Origin of the sequence: Mesorhizobium sp. PAMC28654, assembly GCF_020616515.1 — a bacterium.
Taxonomy (GTDB): domain Bacteria; phylum Pseudomonadota; class Alphaproteobacteria; order Rhizobiales; family Rhizobiaceae; genus Mesorhizobium.
In genome coordinates this window covers 4,438,677-4,456,936 of sequence record NZ_CP085135.1, presented here as the reverse complement: position 1 = coordinate 4,456,936, position 18,260 = coordinate 4,438,677, and the positions used below count along the sequence as shown (strand labels likewise).

Sequence of the window (18,260 nt, the reverse complement as noted above, 5' to 3'; positions counted from 1 at the left end):
GATCTCAGACCTTTTCGACTTCTGGCCGGCCCAGAATGCCGGAAGGCAGGAAGATCAACACGATCGCCAGGATCGAGAAGGCGGCCACGTCCTTGTAGTCGATCGAGAAATAGGCCGACCACAGGCTCTCGATGAGGCCGATCATCAGCCCGCCAAGCACGGCGCCCGGCAATGAGCCGATGCCGCCAAGCACCGCGGCCGTGAATGCTTTCACACCCGGGGTGAAGCCGTCGGAGAAGGCAATGACGCCGTAATACATCAGGAACAGCGTGCCGGCGACGGCGGCAAGGGCAGCACCCATGATGAAGGTGATCGAGATGGTGCGGTCGACGTCGATGCCGAGCAGCGCCGCCATCTTGCGATCCTGTTCACAGGCGCGCTGGGCGCGGCCAAGCGAGGTCCTGTTGACCAGATACCAGAACAGCGCCAGCAGCAGCGCCGTGACGACAACGATGATGATCTGCTTCAGCGACACGCTGATGCCGTTGATGTTGTAGACCTGGCTGACCATCGGCGGGATCGGCTTGTTGCGCGGCCCTTGCGTCACCTGGACGAAGTTGGACAACGCGATCGACATGCCGATGGCAGTGATCAGCGGCGCCAGCCGGAACGAACCGCGCAGCGGCCTGTAGGCTACCTTCTCGATCGTCCAGTTGTAGAGGCTGGTCAGCAGCATCGCCACGACCATCATGATCAGAAGCGCCAGGACCACTGGCACCGAAGTGAACAAGGCGCCGAGGATGAGGAAAACGATCAGCGCCGTGAAGGCGCCCACCATGAAGATATCGCCATGGGCGAAATTGATCATGCCGATGATGCCGTAGACCATCGTATAGCCGATCGCGATCAGGCCATAGATCGACCCCAGCGTCAGCCCATTGATAAGCTGCTGGACAAAATACTGCATGTGTACATTGCTCCCCTGGAATGTCGCCCATGCAGACGCATTCCTTTTCGTATTTCCCCTAGTCGTAAAGTTTCGAGCCCGGATTGCAACGTGATTTTTCAATCGTCACGCGTGTTATGTCGGCACGCCTTCGAATTGCCCGTTTTTTCATATCCGGCCTCTGGACTATCGCGGACCCTACCATTGGCATAACGCAATGTCTTTGATTAATCGACCGCATCATGCGCTCCATTTCGAAGAAATCGCTGTCAAAAGAATTTGATGAGACGGATCGTTGCGTCTCGGTCCATGGTTCGGTTTTTGCGTCGCATTGGCCTCTGGCGACTTCGTGCCCTCTTACTTGACGACGAAACCATGCGCGAATGGATCGCGGTCGTCGATGAAGATCGTGTTCAATCCCGTCATGCGCGCCCAGCCGCCAATCGACGGAATGATGGCCGGCTTGCCCGCAACCGTGACCTCCTTTTCGACCCTGCCCTTGAACAGCGAGCCGATGATGGACTCATGGATGAAGTCGTCGCCGGCCTTGAGCCTGCCCTTGGCGTGAAGCTGCGCCATCCGCGCCGAGGTGCCGGTGCCGCATGGCGAGCGGTCGATCGCCTTGTCTCCATAGAAGACGGCGTTGCGCGCATCGGCTTCGGCGTGAGTCGGCTTGCCGGTCCACAGCATGTGCGACAGCCGGTTGATGCCGGGGTTTTCCGGATGCACGAACGAATACTTCTCGTTGAGCCGCTGCCGCACCACCGGGCTCCAGGCGATCAGGTCGCCGGCCGAATGGTCGGCCATGTCGCGATAGTTCTCCTGCGGCTCGACGATGGCGTAGAAATTGCCGCCATAGGCGACATCGACACGGATCTCGCCAAGCTGCGGGCATTCGACCGTCAGACCCTCGGCATGGAGGAAGGATGGCACATTGGTGATGCGCACTTCCTCGACATAGTCGCCGACCTGTTTGTATTCGGCGATCACCAGGCCGGCCGGCGTGTCGAGCCTCAGCATGCCCGGCGTCTTCGGCTTGATCAGCCCATGCTCGATGGCCATCGTCACCGTGCCGATGGTGCCGTGGCCGCACATCGGCAGGCATCCCGACGTCTCGATGAACAGAATGGCGATGTCGCAATCCTCGCGCGTCGGCGGATAGAGGATCGAGCCGGACATGACATCATGGCCGCGCGGCTCGAACATCAGGCCGGTGCGGATCCAGTCATACTCGGCGAGGAAATGCGCGCGCCGCTCCATCATGGTCGACCCCTGGAGCAGCGGGCCGCCGCCGGCGACCAGCCGCACCGGATTGCCGCAGGTGTGGCCGTCTATGCAGAAGAAGGATTTCTTGGCCATGACGGCTCCCGGATTCAAAAACGTTGTGGACTGAAGGGCATGAGGTCGATCGGCGGAGCCTGCTCCAGAACGAGGTCACGGATCAAGCGCCCGGTAGCGGCCGACTGGGTCAGGCCGAGATGGCCGTGGCCGAAGGCATAGGTCACGGATGGGTTTGCCCGCGCCCGCCCGATGACGGGAAGCGAATCCGGCAGTGACGGCCGGAACCCCATCCATTCGCGGCCACCGGCCGGATCGAGCCCCGGCAGGAATTTCTGCGCCTTCCGCAGCAGGGCCTTTGATCGGGCATAATTGGGCGGTCGCTCGATACCACCGAGTTCGACGGCGCCGCCGACACGCAAGCCTGTTTCCAGCGGCGTGATAACGAAGCCGTGGCCGGAAAAGATCAGCTGCCGCTTCACGTCGAAGGCAGCCTTCGGCAGCGTCGTGTTGTAGCCGCGCTCGGTTTCGAGCGGAATGCGATCGCCGAGGTCTTTCGCCAGCAGATGCGACCATGCGCCCGCGGCGATGACGAGATGCCGTGCCTGCCGCGTGGCGCCGTCGGCGAGGTGCAACGTGGTGCCGGCGGGTCCTGTCTCGACACGCTCGATCCGTGCCTTCTCGAAACATGCGCCCTTCTGTTGCGCATAGGCCCAAATGGCCTTGCCGAGCAGCTTGGGGTCGGCCACGGTCTTCCATGCCGGCACGAAGGTGCCCTTGACGAAGCGTGGCGACAGACCAGGCTGAAGGGCAGCAAGCTCGCTGCCTTCGACATGGCGGAAGCCGATGTCAAAACGCTGCCTGGCGGCCCAGCCCGGCAATGAGGCACGGAACTCCGCCTCGCTCTCGTAGAGCTCGAGCGAACCGTCCTCGCGCAGCATGGCACGCGTGCCGGAGCGCTGCATCAGTCCGGCCCATTCGCTTTCCGCAAGCCCCATCATCGCGACTTGCGCGGCGAGGCTGGCCTCATAGCGATCGGCGCGCCCGGCGCGCCAGAAGCGGATCAGCCAGGGCAGGAGTTTCGGCAGGTAGGCGGGAGGAATGCTGAGCGGCCCCAGCGGATCGGCGAGCCACTTCGGCAGATTCTTGATCATGCCTTTTTGCGCCAGTGGCAGCACATCCGAGAAAGCGAAGGCGGCGGCATTGCCGGAGCTCGTTTCCTCGCAGATGCCGGTGCGGTCGAAGACCGTGACGCTTCGTCCCGCCTCGGCAAGATAGGCGGCGGCGCAGATGCCGATGATGCCGCCACCGATAATGGCGATATCTTCCCCTTCTCCCCGTTCACGGGGAGAATGGCCCCGAAGGGCGGATGAGGGGCTGCGCCCCGCTTCTGTCGACCTGGAATTCCCTGGCACGTGGGCGCTGCCCCTCATCTGGCTGCCACTATGGCCCTTCGCTGTCGCTCCGGGCTTTCACCGTCCGCTACGCGGACCACGTCTCACCCCCGTGAACGGGGAGAAGAAAGCCTCAGAATGTCGGCAGTGTCGGCCGCACCGCCAGAGCATCCTTGATGATCTTTTCGGCTGCCTTGCGACGCTCGCCCGAAAGCGGCTGGCGCGGCATGCGGACCCGGTCATTGGTGTTGATTGCAAAGACTTCCGCGAGCTTGATGTTCTGCACCAGATATGTCGACACGTCGAGATCGAGCAACGGCCGGAACCAGCGGTAGATGGCGAGCGCCTCCTCGCGGCGGCCCTGCTTCATCAGCTGGTAGATGGCGACCGTCTCGCGCGGGAAGGCGGTGACCAGGCCGGCCACCCAGCCGATGGCGCCAACCGACAGCGCCTCGAAGGCGAGATTGTCGACGCCGGTGAACAGGTCGTAACGGCTGCCCAGGCGGTTGATGATCTCGGTCGAGCGGCGGATGTCGTCTGACGATTCCTTGATGGCGACGAAGCGCTTGTCCGACGCCAGTTCCTCCATCTGGTCGACCGTCACGTCGACGCGGTAGGCAAGCCGGTTGGAATAGATCATCACCGGCAGGTCGCCGGCTTCAGCGACAGCGCGAAGTGCCGCGACCGTCTCTTCCGCATTGGTGTGGTAGATCGGGCTCGGCACGACCATCAGGCCGTTGGCGCCTTCCTTGGCGGCGCGGCGCGCGATCGCTGCCGCCTCACGGGTGCCGGCTTCGTTCACCGTCAGCAGGACCGGCTTCTTGCCGGCGATTTTCTGCGCGGTCTTCAACACCTCGATCTTCTCGTCGGCCGACAGCATCGGCCCTTCGCCGAGCGAGCCACAGACGATGATGCCGCCGCAGCCGGCCTCCATCTGCAGCGCGTAGCAGCGCTCCATCTCGGCATGGTCGAGACGGTCATCCTCGGTGAATTTGGTCGTGACGGCGGGGAAAACTCCAGTCCACATGGTCATTGCTCCATCTGATATATCAGCCGTATATCTGTTAAGAAACCCGCTGTCAATGCGGAATCTCTTATGATATATTCTAGATATATCAGGAGAGCGCCTTTGATATCCATGGAACCAGGAATGACATCCGAGCCGGCGGCTACCAGGGCCTACCGTGTGCTCGAGCATATGATCGTCACATTGGAATTGGCGCCGGCGAGCTTTGTCACCGAGGGCGCCCTCATCGAAAAGCTGGCGCTGGGCCGCACCCCCGTGCGCGAAGCTATCCAGCGGCTGGCCTGGGAAGGGCTGCTCGACGTGCGCCCGCGCGCCGGCATCGCGATCGCTCCGCTCCACCCCGGCGACTGGTTGCGCGTGCTTGACGCACGCCGCGGCGTCGAGGTGGTGCTGGCCCGTTCGGCCGCGCGCTTCGTCACCCGAGAGGCCGCCGACCTGTTTCATGAGGCCGCGCTTGCCATGCAGAAGGCGGTCATTTCTGGCAATGTGCTTGCCTTCATTCACGCCGACAAGGCGCTCGATGACGCCTTGGCACTGGCCGCCGACAACCCCTTCGCGGCGCGGCTGGCCGCCCCGCTGCAGACTCATAGCCGGCGTTTTTGGTTCCGCTACAAGGCCGATACCGGCCTCGCCGAATCGGCCGAGCACCATGTCGCGCTGATCCGCTCGATCCTCGACGGTGATGAAGAGGCAGCGGCTAAGGATGCCAAGCGACTGATGGCGCTGCTGCGCGGCCACGCCGAAGTGGCTGCCACGCGCTAGTCGGACAGATCAGAGCCCGTGCGCAGCCGCGGCGACGGCCAGGGTATTTTCCCATCCGTCACCGGTCGCAAGAATGCAGCTCTGGTCCTTCACGCCGGTTATCAGCATGGTCCACGTGCCGCTCGCCGAAACATAGATTTCTATGACGGCTTTTTGCCCGACCACTCCGTAACCGACCTGCTTTTCTTGAAAGGTCCGCGCCAGCCCCGCGACAAGATCGCTGTGAGCGCCGCAGACGAGTTGCGCCTGCACGGGTGAGGCCGCCAGCGCCATGACAGCGCCAATCGCGGCTATCCTGATCCATCGAAATGAAAATATGCGTGCCATTTGGCACCTCCTTTGCCTTTGCATTCCGGCAAGGGAGGCGCATCGATGGCCTTAATGTGCCGGAACGCTCCAGGCCGGGTTCGACGTCTTCATCACGTCACTCCTTCTGGTTTCCGGTCTGTCGTCAGGGAGCGCGTTCTCGCACTCCTGGATTCGATATGGTGAGGTCTCGACCTGAAAACAAGCGCTCGTTCAGGCTTCGCCGGCCTTGGCTTTTCGGTAGCCCAAATGCAAAAACGGGCGCCAAAAGGGCGCCCGTTTCCGAATGTCGGCAGGAACTCAGTTCATCGTCGGGATGACAAATTCCGCGCCATCCTTCACGCCGGACGGCCAGCGCGAGGTCACCGTCTTGGTCTTGGTGTAGAAGCGGAACGCATCCGGGCCATGCTGGTTGAGATCGCCGAAGGACGAGGCCTTCCAGCCGCCGAAGGTGTAGTAAGCGATCGGAACCGGGATCGGCACATTGATGCCGACCATGCCGACCTGGACGCGCGAAGCGAAGTCACGCGCGGCATCGCCGTCGCGGGTGAAGATGGCGACGCCATTGCCCATCTCGTGATCGTTGGCGAGCTTGATCGCGGCTTCATAGTTTGGCGCGCGCACCACGGAGAGCACCGGCCCAAAGATCTCTTCCTTGTAGATGCGCATGTCGGCGGTCACATTGTCGAACAGGCATCCGCCCATGTAGTAGCCGTCTTCATAGCCCTGCATGGAGAAGCCGCGACCGTCGACGACCAGCTTGGCGCCTTCCTTGACGCCGGTGTCGACATAACCCTTGATACGCTCCAGCGCCTGCGCCGTCACGACAGGCCCGAAATCGGCCGACGAATCCGTCGACGGACCGACCTTCAGGCTTTCGACACGCGGGATCAGCTTTTCCATCAGCCGGTTGGCAGTGTCGTTGCCGACGGGAACAGCCACCGAGATCGCCATGCAGCGTTCGCCGGCCGAGCCGTAGCCAGCGCCGATCAGCGCGTCGACGGTCTGGTCCATGTCGGCGTCGGGCATGATGATCATGTGGTTCTTGGCGCCGCCAAAGCACTGCACGCGCTTGCCGGCGGCGGTGCCGCGCGAATAGATGTAATGGGCGATCGGCGTCGAGCCGACGAAGCCGATGGCCTTGATGTCCGGATCGTCCAGGATCGCGTCGACCACGTCCTTGTCGCCGTTGACGACATTGAGGATGCCTGCCGGCAGGCCGGCCTCGATGAACAGTTCCGCGATGCGCATCGGCACGCCGGGGTCACGCTCCGACGGCTTGAGGATGAAGGCGTTGCCGCAGGCGATGGCAGGCGCGATCTTCCACAGCGGGATCATGGCCGGGAAATTGAACGGCGTGATACCGGCAACGACGCCGAGCGGCTGGCGCATGGAATAGACATCGATGCCGGGACCGGCGCCATCGGTGAATTCGCCCTTCATCATGTGCGGCGCGCCGATGCAGACTTCGACCACTTCGAGGCCGCGCTGGATGTCGCCCTTGGCATCGGCAATGGTCTTGCCGTGCTCGCGCGCCAGGATTTCGGCCAGCGCGTCATATTCCTTGGCCACCAGTTCGAGGAACTTCATCAGCACGCGCACGCGCCGCTGCGGGTTGGTCGCCGCCCACTTTGGCTGCGCTTCCCTGGCGTTCTCGACAGCCGCGCGCAGTTCCGCTGGCGAAGCCAGCGCCACCGTGCCACGGACTGTGCCGTCCATCGGCTGCATGACGTCCTGCTTGCGGCCGCTGGTGCCGGCGACACGCTTGCCGCCAATGAAATGACCGTATTCGATCATGATTTCTCTCCCTGGGTTTGTGATGTTGCATTCTCCGCCTTTGAAAGGTCGATGGCAACGCGAGCCAGAACGCAACCGTTGTGCGGAGAATAGATAGCGGTTGACGGAGGAGCATCAATTCTCGCAAATGATAGATGTCCCCTATGCCACTCAAGGACAACAGGTTGAGTTCCTTCGCGCCCCCCTCTGTCCTGCCGGACATCTCCCCCTCTGGGGGGGAGATCGGCAGTTGCATCGACGGCTCTCCCCCACCGGTCTCGACGATAGGCGAAAGCAGGAGTCACGGCACAATCTCCCCCCCTCGAGGGGGAGATGTCCGGCAGGACAGAGGGGGGCGCCACAGAACGCAACATCGAAGACTATCATCCGGACCATCCCCATGAACTGGGATGACGTCCGCATCTTTCTGGCGGTGGCGCGGGCCGGCCAGATCCTGGGCGCGGCCAAGCGGCTTGAGCTTAACCACGCCACCGTCTCGCGCCGCATCGCCTCACTTGAGGATGCGCTGCGCACGAAACTCTTTCGCCGACTTACCACCGGCAGTGAACTGACGCCGGCGGGCGAGCGGTTCCTCGACATTGCCGAGCGCATGGAAGCCGACATGATCGCGGCGCGCTCTACCGTGGCTGGCGAAGGCGATGACGTGTCCGGCACCGTGCGCATCGGCGCGCCCGATGGTTTTGGCGTCGCCTTCCTGGCCAAGCGTCTGGGCGAACTCACCGCCCTGCACCGCGAACTGACCATTCAGCTGGTGCCGGTGCCGCGCTCCTTCTCCCTGTCAAGGCGCGAGGCCGACATCGCCATCACCGTCGAGCGCCCGACCGAGGGCCGGCTGGTGGCGGGAAAGCTGGTCGACTACACGCTCGGCCTGTTCGCATCGCGCGCCTATGTCGAGGCCAATGGCCTGCCCGAAACGGCGGCCGACCTCTCCCGGCATACGCTCATCGGCTACGTTCCTGATCTCATCGTCAGCCCCTCGCTCGACTATGCGGCCGAGTTCAGCGCCGACTGGCGCACCGCCTTTGCCATCTCCTCCGCGCTCGGCCAGGCGGAAGCCGTGCGCGCCGGCGCGGGTATCGGCATCCTCCATACATTCATCGCCCGTTCGATGCCCGAACTGGTGCCCGTCAACATCGTCGCGCCCATCCGCCGCGCCTACTGGCTGGTCTATCATGAATCGGTCAGGCCATTGCGGCGCGTCCAGATCGTCGCCGGTTTCATCACCAAGGCGGTGGAGCGGGAACGGGGGCTGTTCGCATGAGGCAATCGCCTTCTACTCGCCACAAAGTCGGGGAGTGTGGTAGCAGGCGCGCAATCTTGCCGATCACACGATAGGATGGCGGCTTCGGGTGGGACCTTATTCGGAAAGCTGGCACGGATAGAAATGCGAGTCGTTCGTGCCGTCCTGCCGCTGCTTTTCGTGTCGGCCTGCGCCAATCCCTGGACGGAGGTCCCCGAGGCAAACCTGCCCAAACCGATCCGCTATGCCATGGCGCGCCCTTCGCCCTTCGTTTTCGACAATTATTGCGGTCCTGGCACCCGCACGGGCGATTTGTCGGCGCCGCCGGTCGACCGGCTCGACAGAGCTTGCCAAACCCATGATGCCTGCTACATCGCGCAGCACAATCATTGCAATTGCGATGGCGCGCTGGTCGCCTCGGCAACAGCGATCCGCGACGACAAGACGGCACCGAGAAAAATGCGCAGCGAAGCAGAACTGTTGCTTGTCACCTTCGCGCTTCCCGTCTGCAGGGTCTTTCCGCAGGGCTTCATGCCGCCACGCGATCCCGCGCTGTTGAAGACGCTGAACACCGGGACCACCGGATGAACCGGCGCATGCCATTTGCCACGGCCTTGTTCGGGCTGGCGCTGACGCTGCTTGGCGGTTGCGCTGGCCCGCTCCGCCATGGCTGCGATGTCTTTCCCGGTGAGGATACCTGTGTACGCCCCACGCTCTCGGCAAACGCGGCCGGGCCGGACGTCGCCGCCGCCCAGTTTTTCGGCGATGCCGGCAAGGGCGATTATGAAAAGCGTTTTCTGGCCGTTCTCGCCCACAACCAGATCGGCGCGATGGACCGGGCCAACGGCACCGGCCCGTTCGGCCATGACCGCCACGACATCCGCAACGCCGATTTCCAGGCGACCTACCGCGCACTGGAGCGCCTGGCGAAGCCCGTCGCTTCCCCGCATGTGCCGCCAGCCGGCGGCGGCAAGGGCGAAGGCCATTTCGATGGGCGCTGGCGGATGTCGCGGCAGACCCTCTATGTCGACGCCTCGGCGCGACCTTCCTCGCCCAAGACATTCAGCTTCTCCGGGCTGCAGGCGCGCTCTGTCGAGATCGTGCTGCGTCAAGCGGGCTCACATCCCATCGACATTGGCGGCACCTGCGACGGCGCGCTGGCGATCCGTCAGCTCGGCGGCACGCGGACCTTTCCGGCGGGTAAGATGCTGCGCATCCGCCTAGCGGGCGGCGAAGGCACGTCATTCAGCCTCTTTCCGGACCAAGTCCTGAACCGCTGCGATCTGCGCATCCACTCCAGCCTAGCGCCGGCCGGTGCTCCGCTCACCATCCTGCGCGAAGAGGTCGCCGACCCGGCGCTCGCGGCACTGGACAGCCGCTACGAACGCTGTCCGGTTCCCAACTCCGCCAGCCTCGACCCGCTGCAACGGGCCTTCTACTCCGGCCGCTGGCTGTCGCAGACCTGCGTGCTGACGCCAGGCGAACCGCGCCTGCTGCGCAAGTCGCGCGACGGCTTCAACGCCAAGGTCGAAGCGCTGATGGGCGCGCCGCTGTCCGACAGCGCCATCGACAAGGCGGATCCCGAACTGCCGCTCGATTTCTCCAACGCCCCGAAACTCAAGCTGATCTACCTGTCGTCGCTGGAGTTCAAGGCGGATTTTTCCGGCCGCGTCATCGAGCGCCTCATCCGCCACCACGCCGCCCTCGGCACCAAGGTGCGCATCATGGTCACCGATGTCCTGGAGCGCGACAAGGACGACGACATGCTGCATCGGCTGGCGGCCGAATTCCCCAACGTTTCGCTGCAGGAATATCGCTGGCGGGCGGATCGCGGCGCGCCGATCGACGAGCAGATCTCACAGCTGCACAAGACCTTGCACGTCAAGATGCTGGCGACGCTGGCTGATGATCCCGGCCGCTCGCGCGTCATCATCGGTGGCCGCAACATCCATGACGGCTTCCTGTTCCACAGCCCCGTCGACCTGTCGCGCTACCCGAACCTGCAGCAATACGGCAAGACCGACGGCTTCTCGCTGAACTACTATTCGAACTGGAGCGATTTCGACATCGAGATCGCCGACCATCCCACGGTCGAAACCCTGGCCGCACATCTTTCCACGCTGTGGCTGCGCGATGCCGACACCAACATCGCACGCCCCTTCTCCATTCCGGTCGCCTCCGGCGGCCAGCGGCCGTCTGGAACCGCGCGCCATTTCATCTCCGTGCCCTATGAGGATGGCCATGCGCTCGAGGACTACTTCGTCGAACTGGTTGACGCGGCGCACCACCACATCGAGATCGTCAATCCCTACCTCAACCTGACGCCGAAGATCGCCGGGGCTTTTGACCGGGCGCTCGCGCGCGGCGTCAAGATCGACATTGTCGGGCGCATCGACCTCAAGGGCGACATTGGCGGCAGGTTCCTCACCGCGCTGAACAAGCTGTTCGTCGAGAAATACGGCGACCGCATCAACATCCGCGAGTTCAAGGCCCCCGACGTCGTGCTGCACTCCAAGATCATGATGATCGATGAAAGGCTGGTCACCATTTCGTCGGTCAATCTCAACAACCGCAGCTTCTTCCACGACTCGGAGAACGGCATGATGGTGCTCGATCCCGCCTTCTATCGCCGCATGAAGCCGATCTATGACGACTATGTCGCCCATTCGAACCCGGTTCCCAGCAACGTGACGATCGCACTGCCCTATCGGCTGCTGTTCGACGAGGACTGGGTGAGGCAGGCTTTCTAGGGTTGATCTCGAAAATCATGGCCGGGCACAGGCCGGAACGTCACGCATTCCAGCCTGTGCGGCAGCCATTGCAGCCGCCTTACTTCATGTAACGTTCGGGACCGAGATCACGGACATTGATGTCCGGCACCCGACTGGAGATGATGTCGGCCAGGACCTTCGCCGAGCCACAAGCCATGGTCCAGCCAAGCGTGCCGTGGCCGGTGTTGAGATAGAGGTTGGAGAATTCGGTGCGCCCGACCAGCGGCGGCCCATCCGGCGTCATTGGCCGCAGACCGCACCAGAAGGTCGCGTCCCGCATCGAACCGCCGCCTGGAAAGAGGTCGCCAACGGAATGTTCGAGCGTGCGGCGCCGCGATTCATGCAGCCTGAGGTCGAAGCCGGAGATCTCCGCCGTACCGCCGACGCGGATGCGGTTGCCGAGTCGCGTAATCGCCACCTTGTAGGTTTCGTCCATCACCGTCGACACCGGGGCGGCGTCAACGTCCTTGATCGGCACCGTGATTGAGTAGCCCTTGACCGGATAGACGGGGATTGGCCGCTTCAGGAAGCGCATCAACCGCGCCGAATAGCTGCCCAGCGCCATCACATAGGCGTCGGCCGACCTCCAGCCCTTGTCCGTGGTGACGCTGGTGATGCGGTTGCGGTTCTTGACGACGCGCCTGATCGTGGTTTCGTATTCAAAGGTGACGCCCCGCGCCACGCACATTTCGGCCAGCCTGTCGGTGAACATCTTGCAGTCGCCGGTCTCGTCACCTGGCAGCCGCAGTCCGCCGACGAATTTTTCGCGAACAGCCGCCAGTGCCGGTTCGGCCGCGATGCAGCCCGCCGGATCGAGCGTCTCATAGGGAACGCCGTAGGTCTTGAGAACCTCGATATCGCCCGCGGTACCGTCGAGCTGCTTTTGCGTGCGGAAAAGCTGCAGCGTTCCCTTGGCGCGCTCGTCATAGGCGATGCCGGTGGTCTCGCGCAGCGCCTTCAGCGTATCGCGGCTGTATTCGGCCAGCGGCACCATGCGCGCCTTGTTCACCGCGTAGCGCTCGGCGGTGCAGTTGCGCAGCATCTTGGCCAGCCACACCCACATATGCACGTCGAAGGCCGGCCGCACCACCAGCGGGCCATGCTTCATCAGCAGCCATTTTATTGCCTTGAGCGGAATGCCCGGTCCCGCCCATGGCGAAGCATAACCGGGTGAAACCTCGCCGGCATTGGCAAAGCTGGTTTCCAGCGCCGGGCCTTTCTGGCGGTCGATCACCGTCACTTCGTGGCCGGCCTCGGCGAGAAAATAGGCTGTGGTGACCCCAATGACACCGCCGCCCAGCACCATGACTTTCATCGTTCGCTCCTTGCGGCGCCGCGCGTCCTTGGGGACGCGCAAAAGGCGCTGCGGCACTTGAGTTTGCGCATGATCCCTAGCGAAAATCGATGGCGATTTTCAAGGTCATGCACCGTAGGTTGATCACGCCGCCGAAGGGCCGGGGTCGTCATCCTCTGTCTGCCGCATTCCAGCCATTTCGCCAAGGGGTCGACTGCCGGCCGCGGCACTGTAGACGAGGGTGAGCCCATGCGGCCGCCGCGCACCCGCCGACTTTTCCCTGACGGCCCGCCGCGCGGCCTCGGGCTGGTAGAGCACGGCCATGACCTGGATCGACTCGCGCCTGCCGTCAGCCTGCTCGACCACTGCCGTCTGGCCTTCGGCCATGCCAAGCATGCAGAGCCCGCGCCGCGTTGCGACCGACAGGCTGGAGCCGACCGGACCGCGCCCCTCGTTCTGCACCAGCGTCCGCGTCTCCACCGACCCGGCATCGATGCGAAACACCACCCTGCTGTTCAGCGTCACAATATCGGGCTCGACCGCATCGATCGAAACAACCCCGGCATTTGCAAGCTTGTCCTCGAGCATGCGAACCACCGGATCCGCGAAAGCCCGCCGGCGTTCCAGCATGACCTCGAGCACGGCAAGGTCCTTGGTCGTCAGGCAGCAATTCCCGCTCATCACCACGGCCTCCACGGGTCAGGACCGCTGGCAGGGTGCTGGCGTGTCGACGGCCTCGATGGTCACCGACAGTTCGCGGCCGCCACGGCTGCTCCAGCACACGACCTGCCCGATGGTCGCGCCGATCAGGGCCGTTCCCATCGGCGTCAGCACCGAGATCCTGTTTTCGGCTATGTCGGCTTCGCCCGGATAGACCAGCGTGATGCGCTGGGTGTCCCCGCCACCGGCGCGGATCGTGACCATCGAGCCCATCCGCACCACGTCGGCGGGCATTGCCGCCGAGGTCGTGATGACAGCCCGGTCCATTTCCGAAAGCAGTTCCTCGGCCGTGTCGGGCGCGCGGTCGAGAAACGTTCTCGCCAGCCCCGTCAATCTGTCATGGTCGGCATCGCTGACCAGAAGCCGGTTCGACGGGGGCAATCCTGCTGCATGTTGCATGGCAAACCTCTTGAATGGCGCATCGAACGACGCGCGTTTGCCACCGTGCTGACGGCGGCCTGATGGAAAGCTCACAGCCGAAACGGCTATGGCTCGATGATGATGTTGGATATGCAGACGCCCCGGTTCAGACGGGCGCCCAAAAGGGCGGCCGCGCCGGGGCTACGCTCCCGCGATGGGGCAAACCCTAAAACAGGTCTTGATATGGGCGAGGTTGCTCATGCGCGGAACCTCGCCGAGAAGCCCCAGCTTGTCAAGCGTGGCGAAACCGCCCGCCTGACCCACTTCAGCCGCCCCACATCAACCACCAATGTAGCGGCGGTGGAACCGATGTCCAAAACTGGTCAGGATCTCATAGCCGATTGTTCCGGCATGGCCCGCCGCGTCATCGACGCTCTGCGCGGGACCGAGCAGTTCGACAAGATCGCCTTCCTTCAGCTTGCCCGGCGGCAAGGCGGATATGTCGAGGATGATCGAATCCATCGACACGCGTCCAAGGAAGGGCAGTCGCACACCCTGGAACCAGGCAGCGGACGCCGCGCGGCGATGCCAGCCATCGGCATAGCCGAGCGAGATCGTCGCCGCCGTAAGTGGCCCGGTCGCGTGAAACGTATGGCCATAGCCCACGCCGGCTCCGCTGGCGACATTGCGTGTCTGGATGACCTTCGCTTCAAGCCGCACTGTGGGCAGCATCGGGTTCGGCCTGGCCGGCGTCGGATTGATGCCGTAGAGCGCGGCCCCCGGCCGGGCGAGGTCGAAGTGATAGCGCTGCCCGAGAAAGATGCCGGATGAATTGGCAAGCGATGCCGGCGCTGAGGGCAGCAGCTTGCGCAGCCGTTCGAATTCCAGCCGCTGGCGCTCATTGGCGGGATGCTCCGGCTCGTCGGCGCAAGCCAGATGGCTCATGACAAAGGTGACGTCGATGCCGTCGAACGCATGCGGATCGGCGGCGATGCGCTCGACCTCCTGGGGCGACATGCCGAGCCGCGACATGCCGCTGTCGACCTGGATCGCGGCCGGAAGCTTTTGGCCGGCGCGGCTGGCTGCCGCGCGCCATGCGGCCAACTGGTCGATGCTGTTGACGACGGCGGAGAGCTTCGCCCTGACAGCCTCCGACTCAGAGCCCAGCGGCATTCCGTTGAGAACATAGATAGCCGGTCTCGTACCGAGCGCCTCGCGCAGCACGACGCCCTCGGCCAGATGCGCCACGAAGAAGACATCGCAGCCCTCGGCCACCAATGCCCCAGCCACCTGGCTGGCACCGAGCCCATAAGCGTCGGCCTTGACCACGCCGGCGCAGCGGACATCGCCAAGCCGCGCTTTCAGCCGCCGGTAATTTTCACGGATGGCGCCGAGATCGATAGTCAGGATCGCGCCGGCGGCAGCGGTGCTGACAGAGGTGATTTCGAGTTTTTCTGGCGTCTGGCTCACACCGTTCTCCGGAAAGCGGCGATTGCCTGACCTTTAGGACGGTCGCCAACATGTCGCAACAGCGGTTCGTCCATCGCGACATTACGGCACGTTATCATGCCTGTTGTGGTGGGTCGCCGACGCCACAGGGCGGCCTCACCCGACCAATCGCACGCCTCAATGTGCATCGAAGAACGCGATGATATCTTCCAGCACCGGCGCCCTGCCGCGCAGCGGCCGACTGATCGAAAGCAGCGTACCCTTGTGGTCGACGCCAGGATAATGCCGTTCCTCGACCTCATGGCCGGTGCTTCTCAGGCGGGCGGCAAGCGCGACCGTGTTGCGTGGATAGACGAGATCGTCGGCGTCGCCTGTTGCAAGCAGCACCGGCGGCGCGAAACGTCCCTTCAAGACCTGGTTCAGCGGCTGCGTGCTCTTCAAGTCCGAAACGCCGCCAAAGGCCCGCCGCGTCGCGTCCACATCGAGCGGCAAGAAGTCGTAGGGTCCGGAAAGGCCGGCCACAGCCCTGATAATGGTATTGGAAAGCCCCTGCCCTGCCAGGAATCGCGGCGCCAGCGCCACCATCATCGCGTTGTAGGCGCCGGCGGAATGACCAACCAGATAGAGGCGTTTCGGATCGCCGCCATAGGCAGGGGCATGGCGATAGACGAAGGCGACCGCCGCCGCACTGTCTTCGACGAACGCCGGATAGCGGACTTGCGGCACCAGCCGGTAATCGAACACCGCGGTCACGAAGCCGCGGCTGGCGAACGCCTTGGCGGCGAAGGAATAGTCTTCCTTGTTGCCGCTGTTCCACGAGCCGCCATAGACGAAGACGATAGTCCTCGCGTCCTTGACGCCACCGGCTGGCGCGTAAATGTCAAGTGTCTGCCTTGGATCGGGGCCGTAAGCGACATTGTGAGCCACGAGCCGCGCCCCGCCATCATGCGGAACGACGGCGTTGAAGCGCCCAGCGCCGAGCAGCCTGCCAAGGCAAGCAGCAGGAATGCAACCACCGCCAGCGTTTTCACGAATGGATGTTCAGTCACCAATGGCCCGTCCTTCGCGATGCTATACGTATGCACCGGAAGATTGGTTGCAGGGCACCCTTCAATCCGTCGTATGGCGACCAACGAAATCGGCAATCGCGCGGGCATCGGACAAGCCGTGCATGTCAGCCCGCGAGATGCCTGAACGCCGCGACCACGTCTTCATAGACCTTGCGCTTGAACGGCACGATCAGGTCTGGCAGGTCCTGCATCGGCCGCCATGCCCATTCGTCGAATTCAGCCGTGTGACCACCGGGCGGCGGGTTGATCTGGATCTCGCTGGCCTCGCCGTGAAAGCGGAAGGCGAACCATTTTTGCGTCTGGCCGCGATACCTGCCCTTGAAGGCGACGCCGACAAGGTCGTCCGGCAGATCGTAGTTGATCCAGTTGGGCGCCTCGGCCAGCAGCGAAACGCCGCGCATGCCCGTTTCCTCATAGAGCTCGCGCTCCGCTGCCTGCAACGGCTCCTCGCCCTTGTCGATGCCGCCTTGCGGCATCTGCCAGAGCTGCGTCGTGCCGGCGAATTCACTGTCGGGCTCGGCAATGCGATGCCCGACCCAGACCAGGCCCTCGGCATTGAGGATCATCAGCCCCACACAGGGACGGTAAGGCAGCGTTTCGTGATCGACCTTCGTCTTTGCCATCATCGGTCCTCCGTGCGGTCTGCGGTCAGGCGTCGCTAGCCTTTTTGCGGGTCTATGGCCACCGCTGAAATCGGCACGATCTCGATGCCGCGTTTCTTGGCCTCGGCCACCCAAGTCGACACCGTGTCGACCGTCAGGTCGAAGGCCGAGCCGATGCCAACGGCAAAGCCTTTCGCGCGCGCGGTGGCCTCCAGCCCGTCGAGTTTCTTCAGGATAGCGCCACGATCCTGCACTGCATCGATCGCGGTGTCGCCGGCAACGAAGGGTACGCCGTCCTTCAAGGCGAGGTCCGGTGCGAGGCTGCGCGAAGACGAGCCGTCATCAATATAGGCGAGGCCCCGTTTGCCCAGCTCGGCCATGAACGGCCCCATCGCTGTCGCGTCGGCGGAAAAACGCGCGCCCATATAGTTCATGACGGCGGTGTAGTTGGTCGTCCGCGACAGCGCCCAATGCAGGTTCTTCAGATTCTCGTCCGCTGTCCCCGCCACCGTCAGCGTGTTGCGCCCGGGATTGACATTCGGATAGTCGAAGGGTTCGAGCGGCACCTGCATGACGATCTCATGGCCGCTTTGCCGGGCTGCCTGCATCCAGCGGCCAAGGCTGTTGCCTTGCGGCGCGAAGGCCAGCGTGACCTCGGGCGGCAACTTGGCGATCGCTGCCTGCGTACCGGTCTGCGACACGGCGAGACCGCCGATGACGCCACGCGCGCACCGCGCGCACCGGACCAGGGCCGCGCATAGACATCGAACGGCCGCCGGCCGTCGGCGGACCGCATCGGCAAAGGCCCGGTTTCGCTGGCTTCGATCAGCGCCTTGTCGGGAAGATGCGCGATCTTGAGATTCTGGCCCATGGTCGACGGGTCGTGGATGACGATGGCTGCCTTGGGCGGCCCGTCACCCTCTTCCGTCTGCACATGGATGATCTGGGGGCCGCCGGTCTTGGCCTGGGTTTCCGGCTTGGGCGTAGCCGGCGCCAGATGGCTGGCCGGCGCGGCGGGTTCGGCGGCCGCTGTCACCTTTGGCGTCGAGACGGCGGCCTCTTGTGGCTTTCGAAACGGCTTTTCCCTGAGCGCGATCGCACCCGAGATCCCGACCACGGCGAGTATGACGACGCCGGCCGCAACCGCGCGGGTGCTGATCAGCGACGACGCCGCGCGCGGCCGGACCGTCTGTCCGAGCGGGCGTTCGATGTCCTTGCCGAAATCAGCCAAGCCTTGTCCCCAACGCATGGCTTCGAAAAGTGCGATCACTTCCCGAAACGGGCCACACGCAAACTGCCTCGTC

At 63.8% G+C, this 18,260-nt stretch carries 16 protein-coding genes and 1 pseudogene; 4 read left to right on the top strand and 13 right to left on the bottom strand.

All coding sequences use genetic code 11. From position 1 onward, the window contains the following. Window positions 1-4 precede the first annotated feature (4 nt). The 4 genes from LGH82_RS21810 to LGH82_RS21795 form a co-directional block, all read right to left on the bottom strand. Entirely contained in the window at window positions 5-907 is a 903-nt protein-coding gene (locus LGH82_RS21810; protein ID WP_227344700.1) for a branched-chain amino acid ABC transporter permease, read from the bottom strand. Between the two features lie 336 nt (window positions 908-1,243). After that, a complete protein-coding gene (locus LGH82_RS21805; protein ID WP_227344699.1) occupies window positions 1,244-2,245 on the bottom strand; it encodes a 4-hydroxyproline epimerase in 1,002 nt (333 codons plus the stop codon). Window positions 2,246-2,259: 14 nt separating this feature from the next. Continuing rightward, window positions 2,260-3,579 carry an NAD(P)/FAD-dependent oxidoreductase gene (locus LGH82_RS21800; protein ID WP_413771378.1) on the bottom strand — a complete coding sequence of 440 codons (1,320 nt, stop codon included), beginning with the start codon at window positions 3,577-3,579 and terminating at the stop codon, window positions 2,260-2,262. 112 nt (window positions 3,580-3,691) lie between these two features. After that, window positions 3,692-4,585, bottom strand: a complete 894-nt coding sequence (locus LGH82_RS21795) for a dihydrodipicolinate synthase family protein (RefSeq protein WP_227344697.1) — start codon at window positions 4,583-4,585, stop codon at window positions 3,692-3,694. Window positions 4,586-4,654: 69 nt separating this feature from the next. Between LGH82_RS21795 and LGH82_RS21790 the strand changes: the two genes are divergently transcribed. Beyond that, window positions 4,655-5,347, top strand: a complete 693-nt coding sequence (locus LGH82_RS21790) for a GntR family transcriptional regulator (protein ID WP_413771377.1) — start codon at window positions 4,655-4,657, stop codon at window positions 5,345-5,347. Between the two features lie 9 nt (window positions 5,348-5,356). Here the strand turns inward: LGH82_RS21790 and LGH82_RS21785 are convergent, their stop codons facing one another. Then, a complete protein-coding gene (locus tag LGH82_RS21785) occupies window positions 5,357-5,674 on the bottom strand; it encodes a hypothetical protein (RefSeq protein ID WP_227344695.1) in 318 nt (105 codons plus the stop codon). Window positions 5,675-5,953: 279 nt separating this feature from the next. Further along, window positions 5,954-7,450 (bottom strand): CoA-acylating methylmalonate-semialdehyde dehydrogenase, encoded by a 1,497-nt coding sequence (locus LGH82_RS21780; RefSeq protein WP_227344694.1) that lies wholly within the window; start codon window positions 7,448-7,450, stop codon window positions 5,954-5,956. 379 nt (window positions 7,451-7,829) lie between these two features. Between LGH82_RS21780 and LGH82_RS21775 the strand changes: the two genes are divergently transcribed. The 3 genes from LGH82_RS21775 (at window position 7,830) to LGH82_RS21765 (ending at window position 11,440) form a co-directional block, all read left to right on the top strand. Continuing rightward, entirely contained in the window at window positions 7,830-8,711 is an 882-nt protein-coding gene (locus LGH82_RS21775) for a LysR family transcriptional regulator (protein WP_227344693.1), read from the top strand. A gap of 123 nt (window positions 8,712-8,834) precedes the next feature. After that, the gene (locus LGH82_RS21770; RefSeq protein WP_227344692.1) at window positions 8,835-9,278 is read left to right on the top strand and encodes a hypothetical protein; all 444 of its coding nucleotides are present in this window, start codon (window positions 8,835-8,837) and stop codon (window positions 9,276-9,278) included. A gap of 8 nt (window positions 9,279-9,286) precedes the next feature. Further along, window positions 9,287-11,440, top strand: a complete 2,154-nt coding sequence (locus tag LGH82_RS21765; protein ID WP_227344691.1) for a phospholipase D-like domain-containing protein — start codon at window positions 9,287-9,289, stop codon at window positions 11,438-11,440. A 79-nt stretch (window positions 11,441-11,519) separates the two neighbouring features. Here LGH82_RS21765 and LGH82_RS21760 read toward each other — a convergent pair whose 3' ends face one another. The 7 genes and pseudogenes from LGH82_RS21760 to LGH82_RS21730 form a co-directional block, all read right to left on the bottom strand. Then, window positions 11,520-12,818, bottom strand: coding sequence for a D-amino acid dehydrogenase (locus LGH82_RS21760; RefSeq protein ID WP_264484402.1), 1,299 nt, complete (start codon window positions 12,816-12,818; stop codon window positions 11,520-11,522). 81 nt (window positions 12,819-12,899) lie between these two features. Further along, window positions 12,900-13,436: a nucleoside-diphosphate kinase gene (locus tag LGH82_RS21755; RefSeq protein ID WP_227344689.1), complete on the bottom strand. Its 537-nt coding sequence runs from the start codon at window positions 13,434-13,436 to the stop codon at window positions 12,900-12,902. Between the two features lie 18 nt (window positions 13,437-13,454). Then, window positions 13,455-13,874 (bottom strand): nucleoside diphosphate kinase regulator, encoded by a 420-nt coding sequence (gene rnk, locus LGH82_RS21750; protein WP_227344688.1) that lies wholly within the window; start codon window positions 13,872-13,874, stop codon window positions 13,455-13,457. Between the two features lie 300 nt (window positions 13,875-14,174). Further along, window positions 14,175-15,305, bottom strand: a complete 1,131-nt coding sequence (gene alr / locus LGH82_RS21745) for an alanine racemase (RefSeq protein ID WP_227344687.1) — start codon at window positions 15,303-15,305, stop codon at window positions 14,175-14,177. A 156-nt stretch (window positions 15,306-15,461) separates the two neighbouring features. Next, window positions 15,462-16,211 carry an alpha/beta hydrolase gene (locus LGH82_RS21740; protein ID WP_227344686.1) on the bottom strand — a complete coding sequence of 250 codons (750 nt, stop codon included), beginning with the start codon at window positions 16,209-16,211 and terminating at the stop codon, window positions 15,462-15,464. Between the two features lie 247 nt (window positions 16,212-16,458). Next, window positions 16,459-16,977, bottom strand: coding sequence for an RNA pyrophosphohydrolase (locus LGH82_RS21735; protein WP_227344685.1), 519 nt, complete (start codon window positions 16,975-16,977; stop codon window positions 16,459-16,461). A gap of 35 nt (window positions 16,978-17,012) precedes the next feature. Beyond that, window positions 17,013-18,187: pseudogene (locus LGH82_RS21730) on the bottom strand (divergent polysaccharide deacetylase family protein). Between the last annotated feature and the right edge of the window lie 73 nt (window positions 18,188-18,260).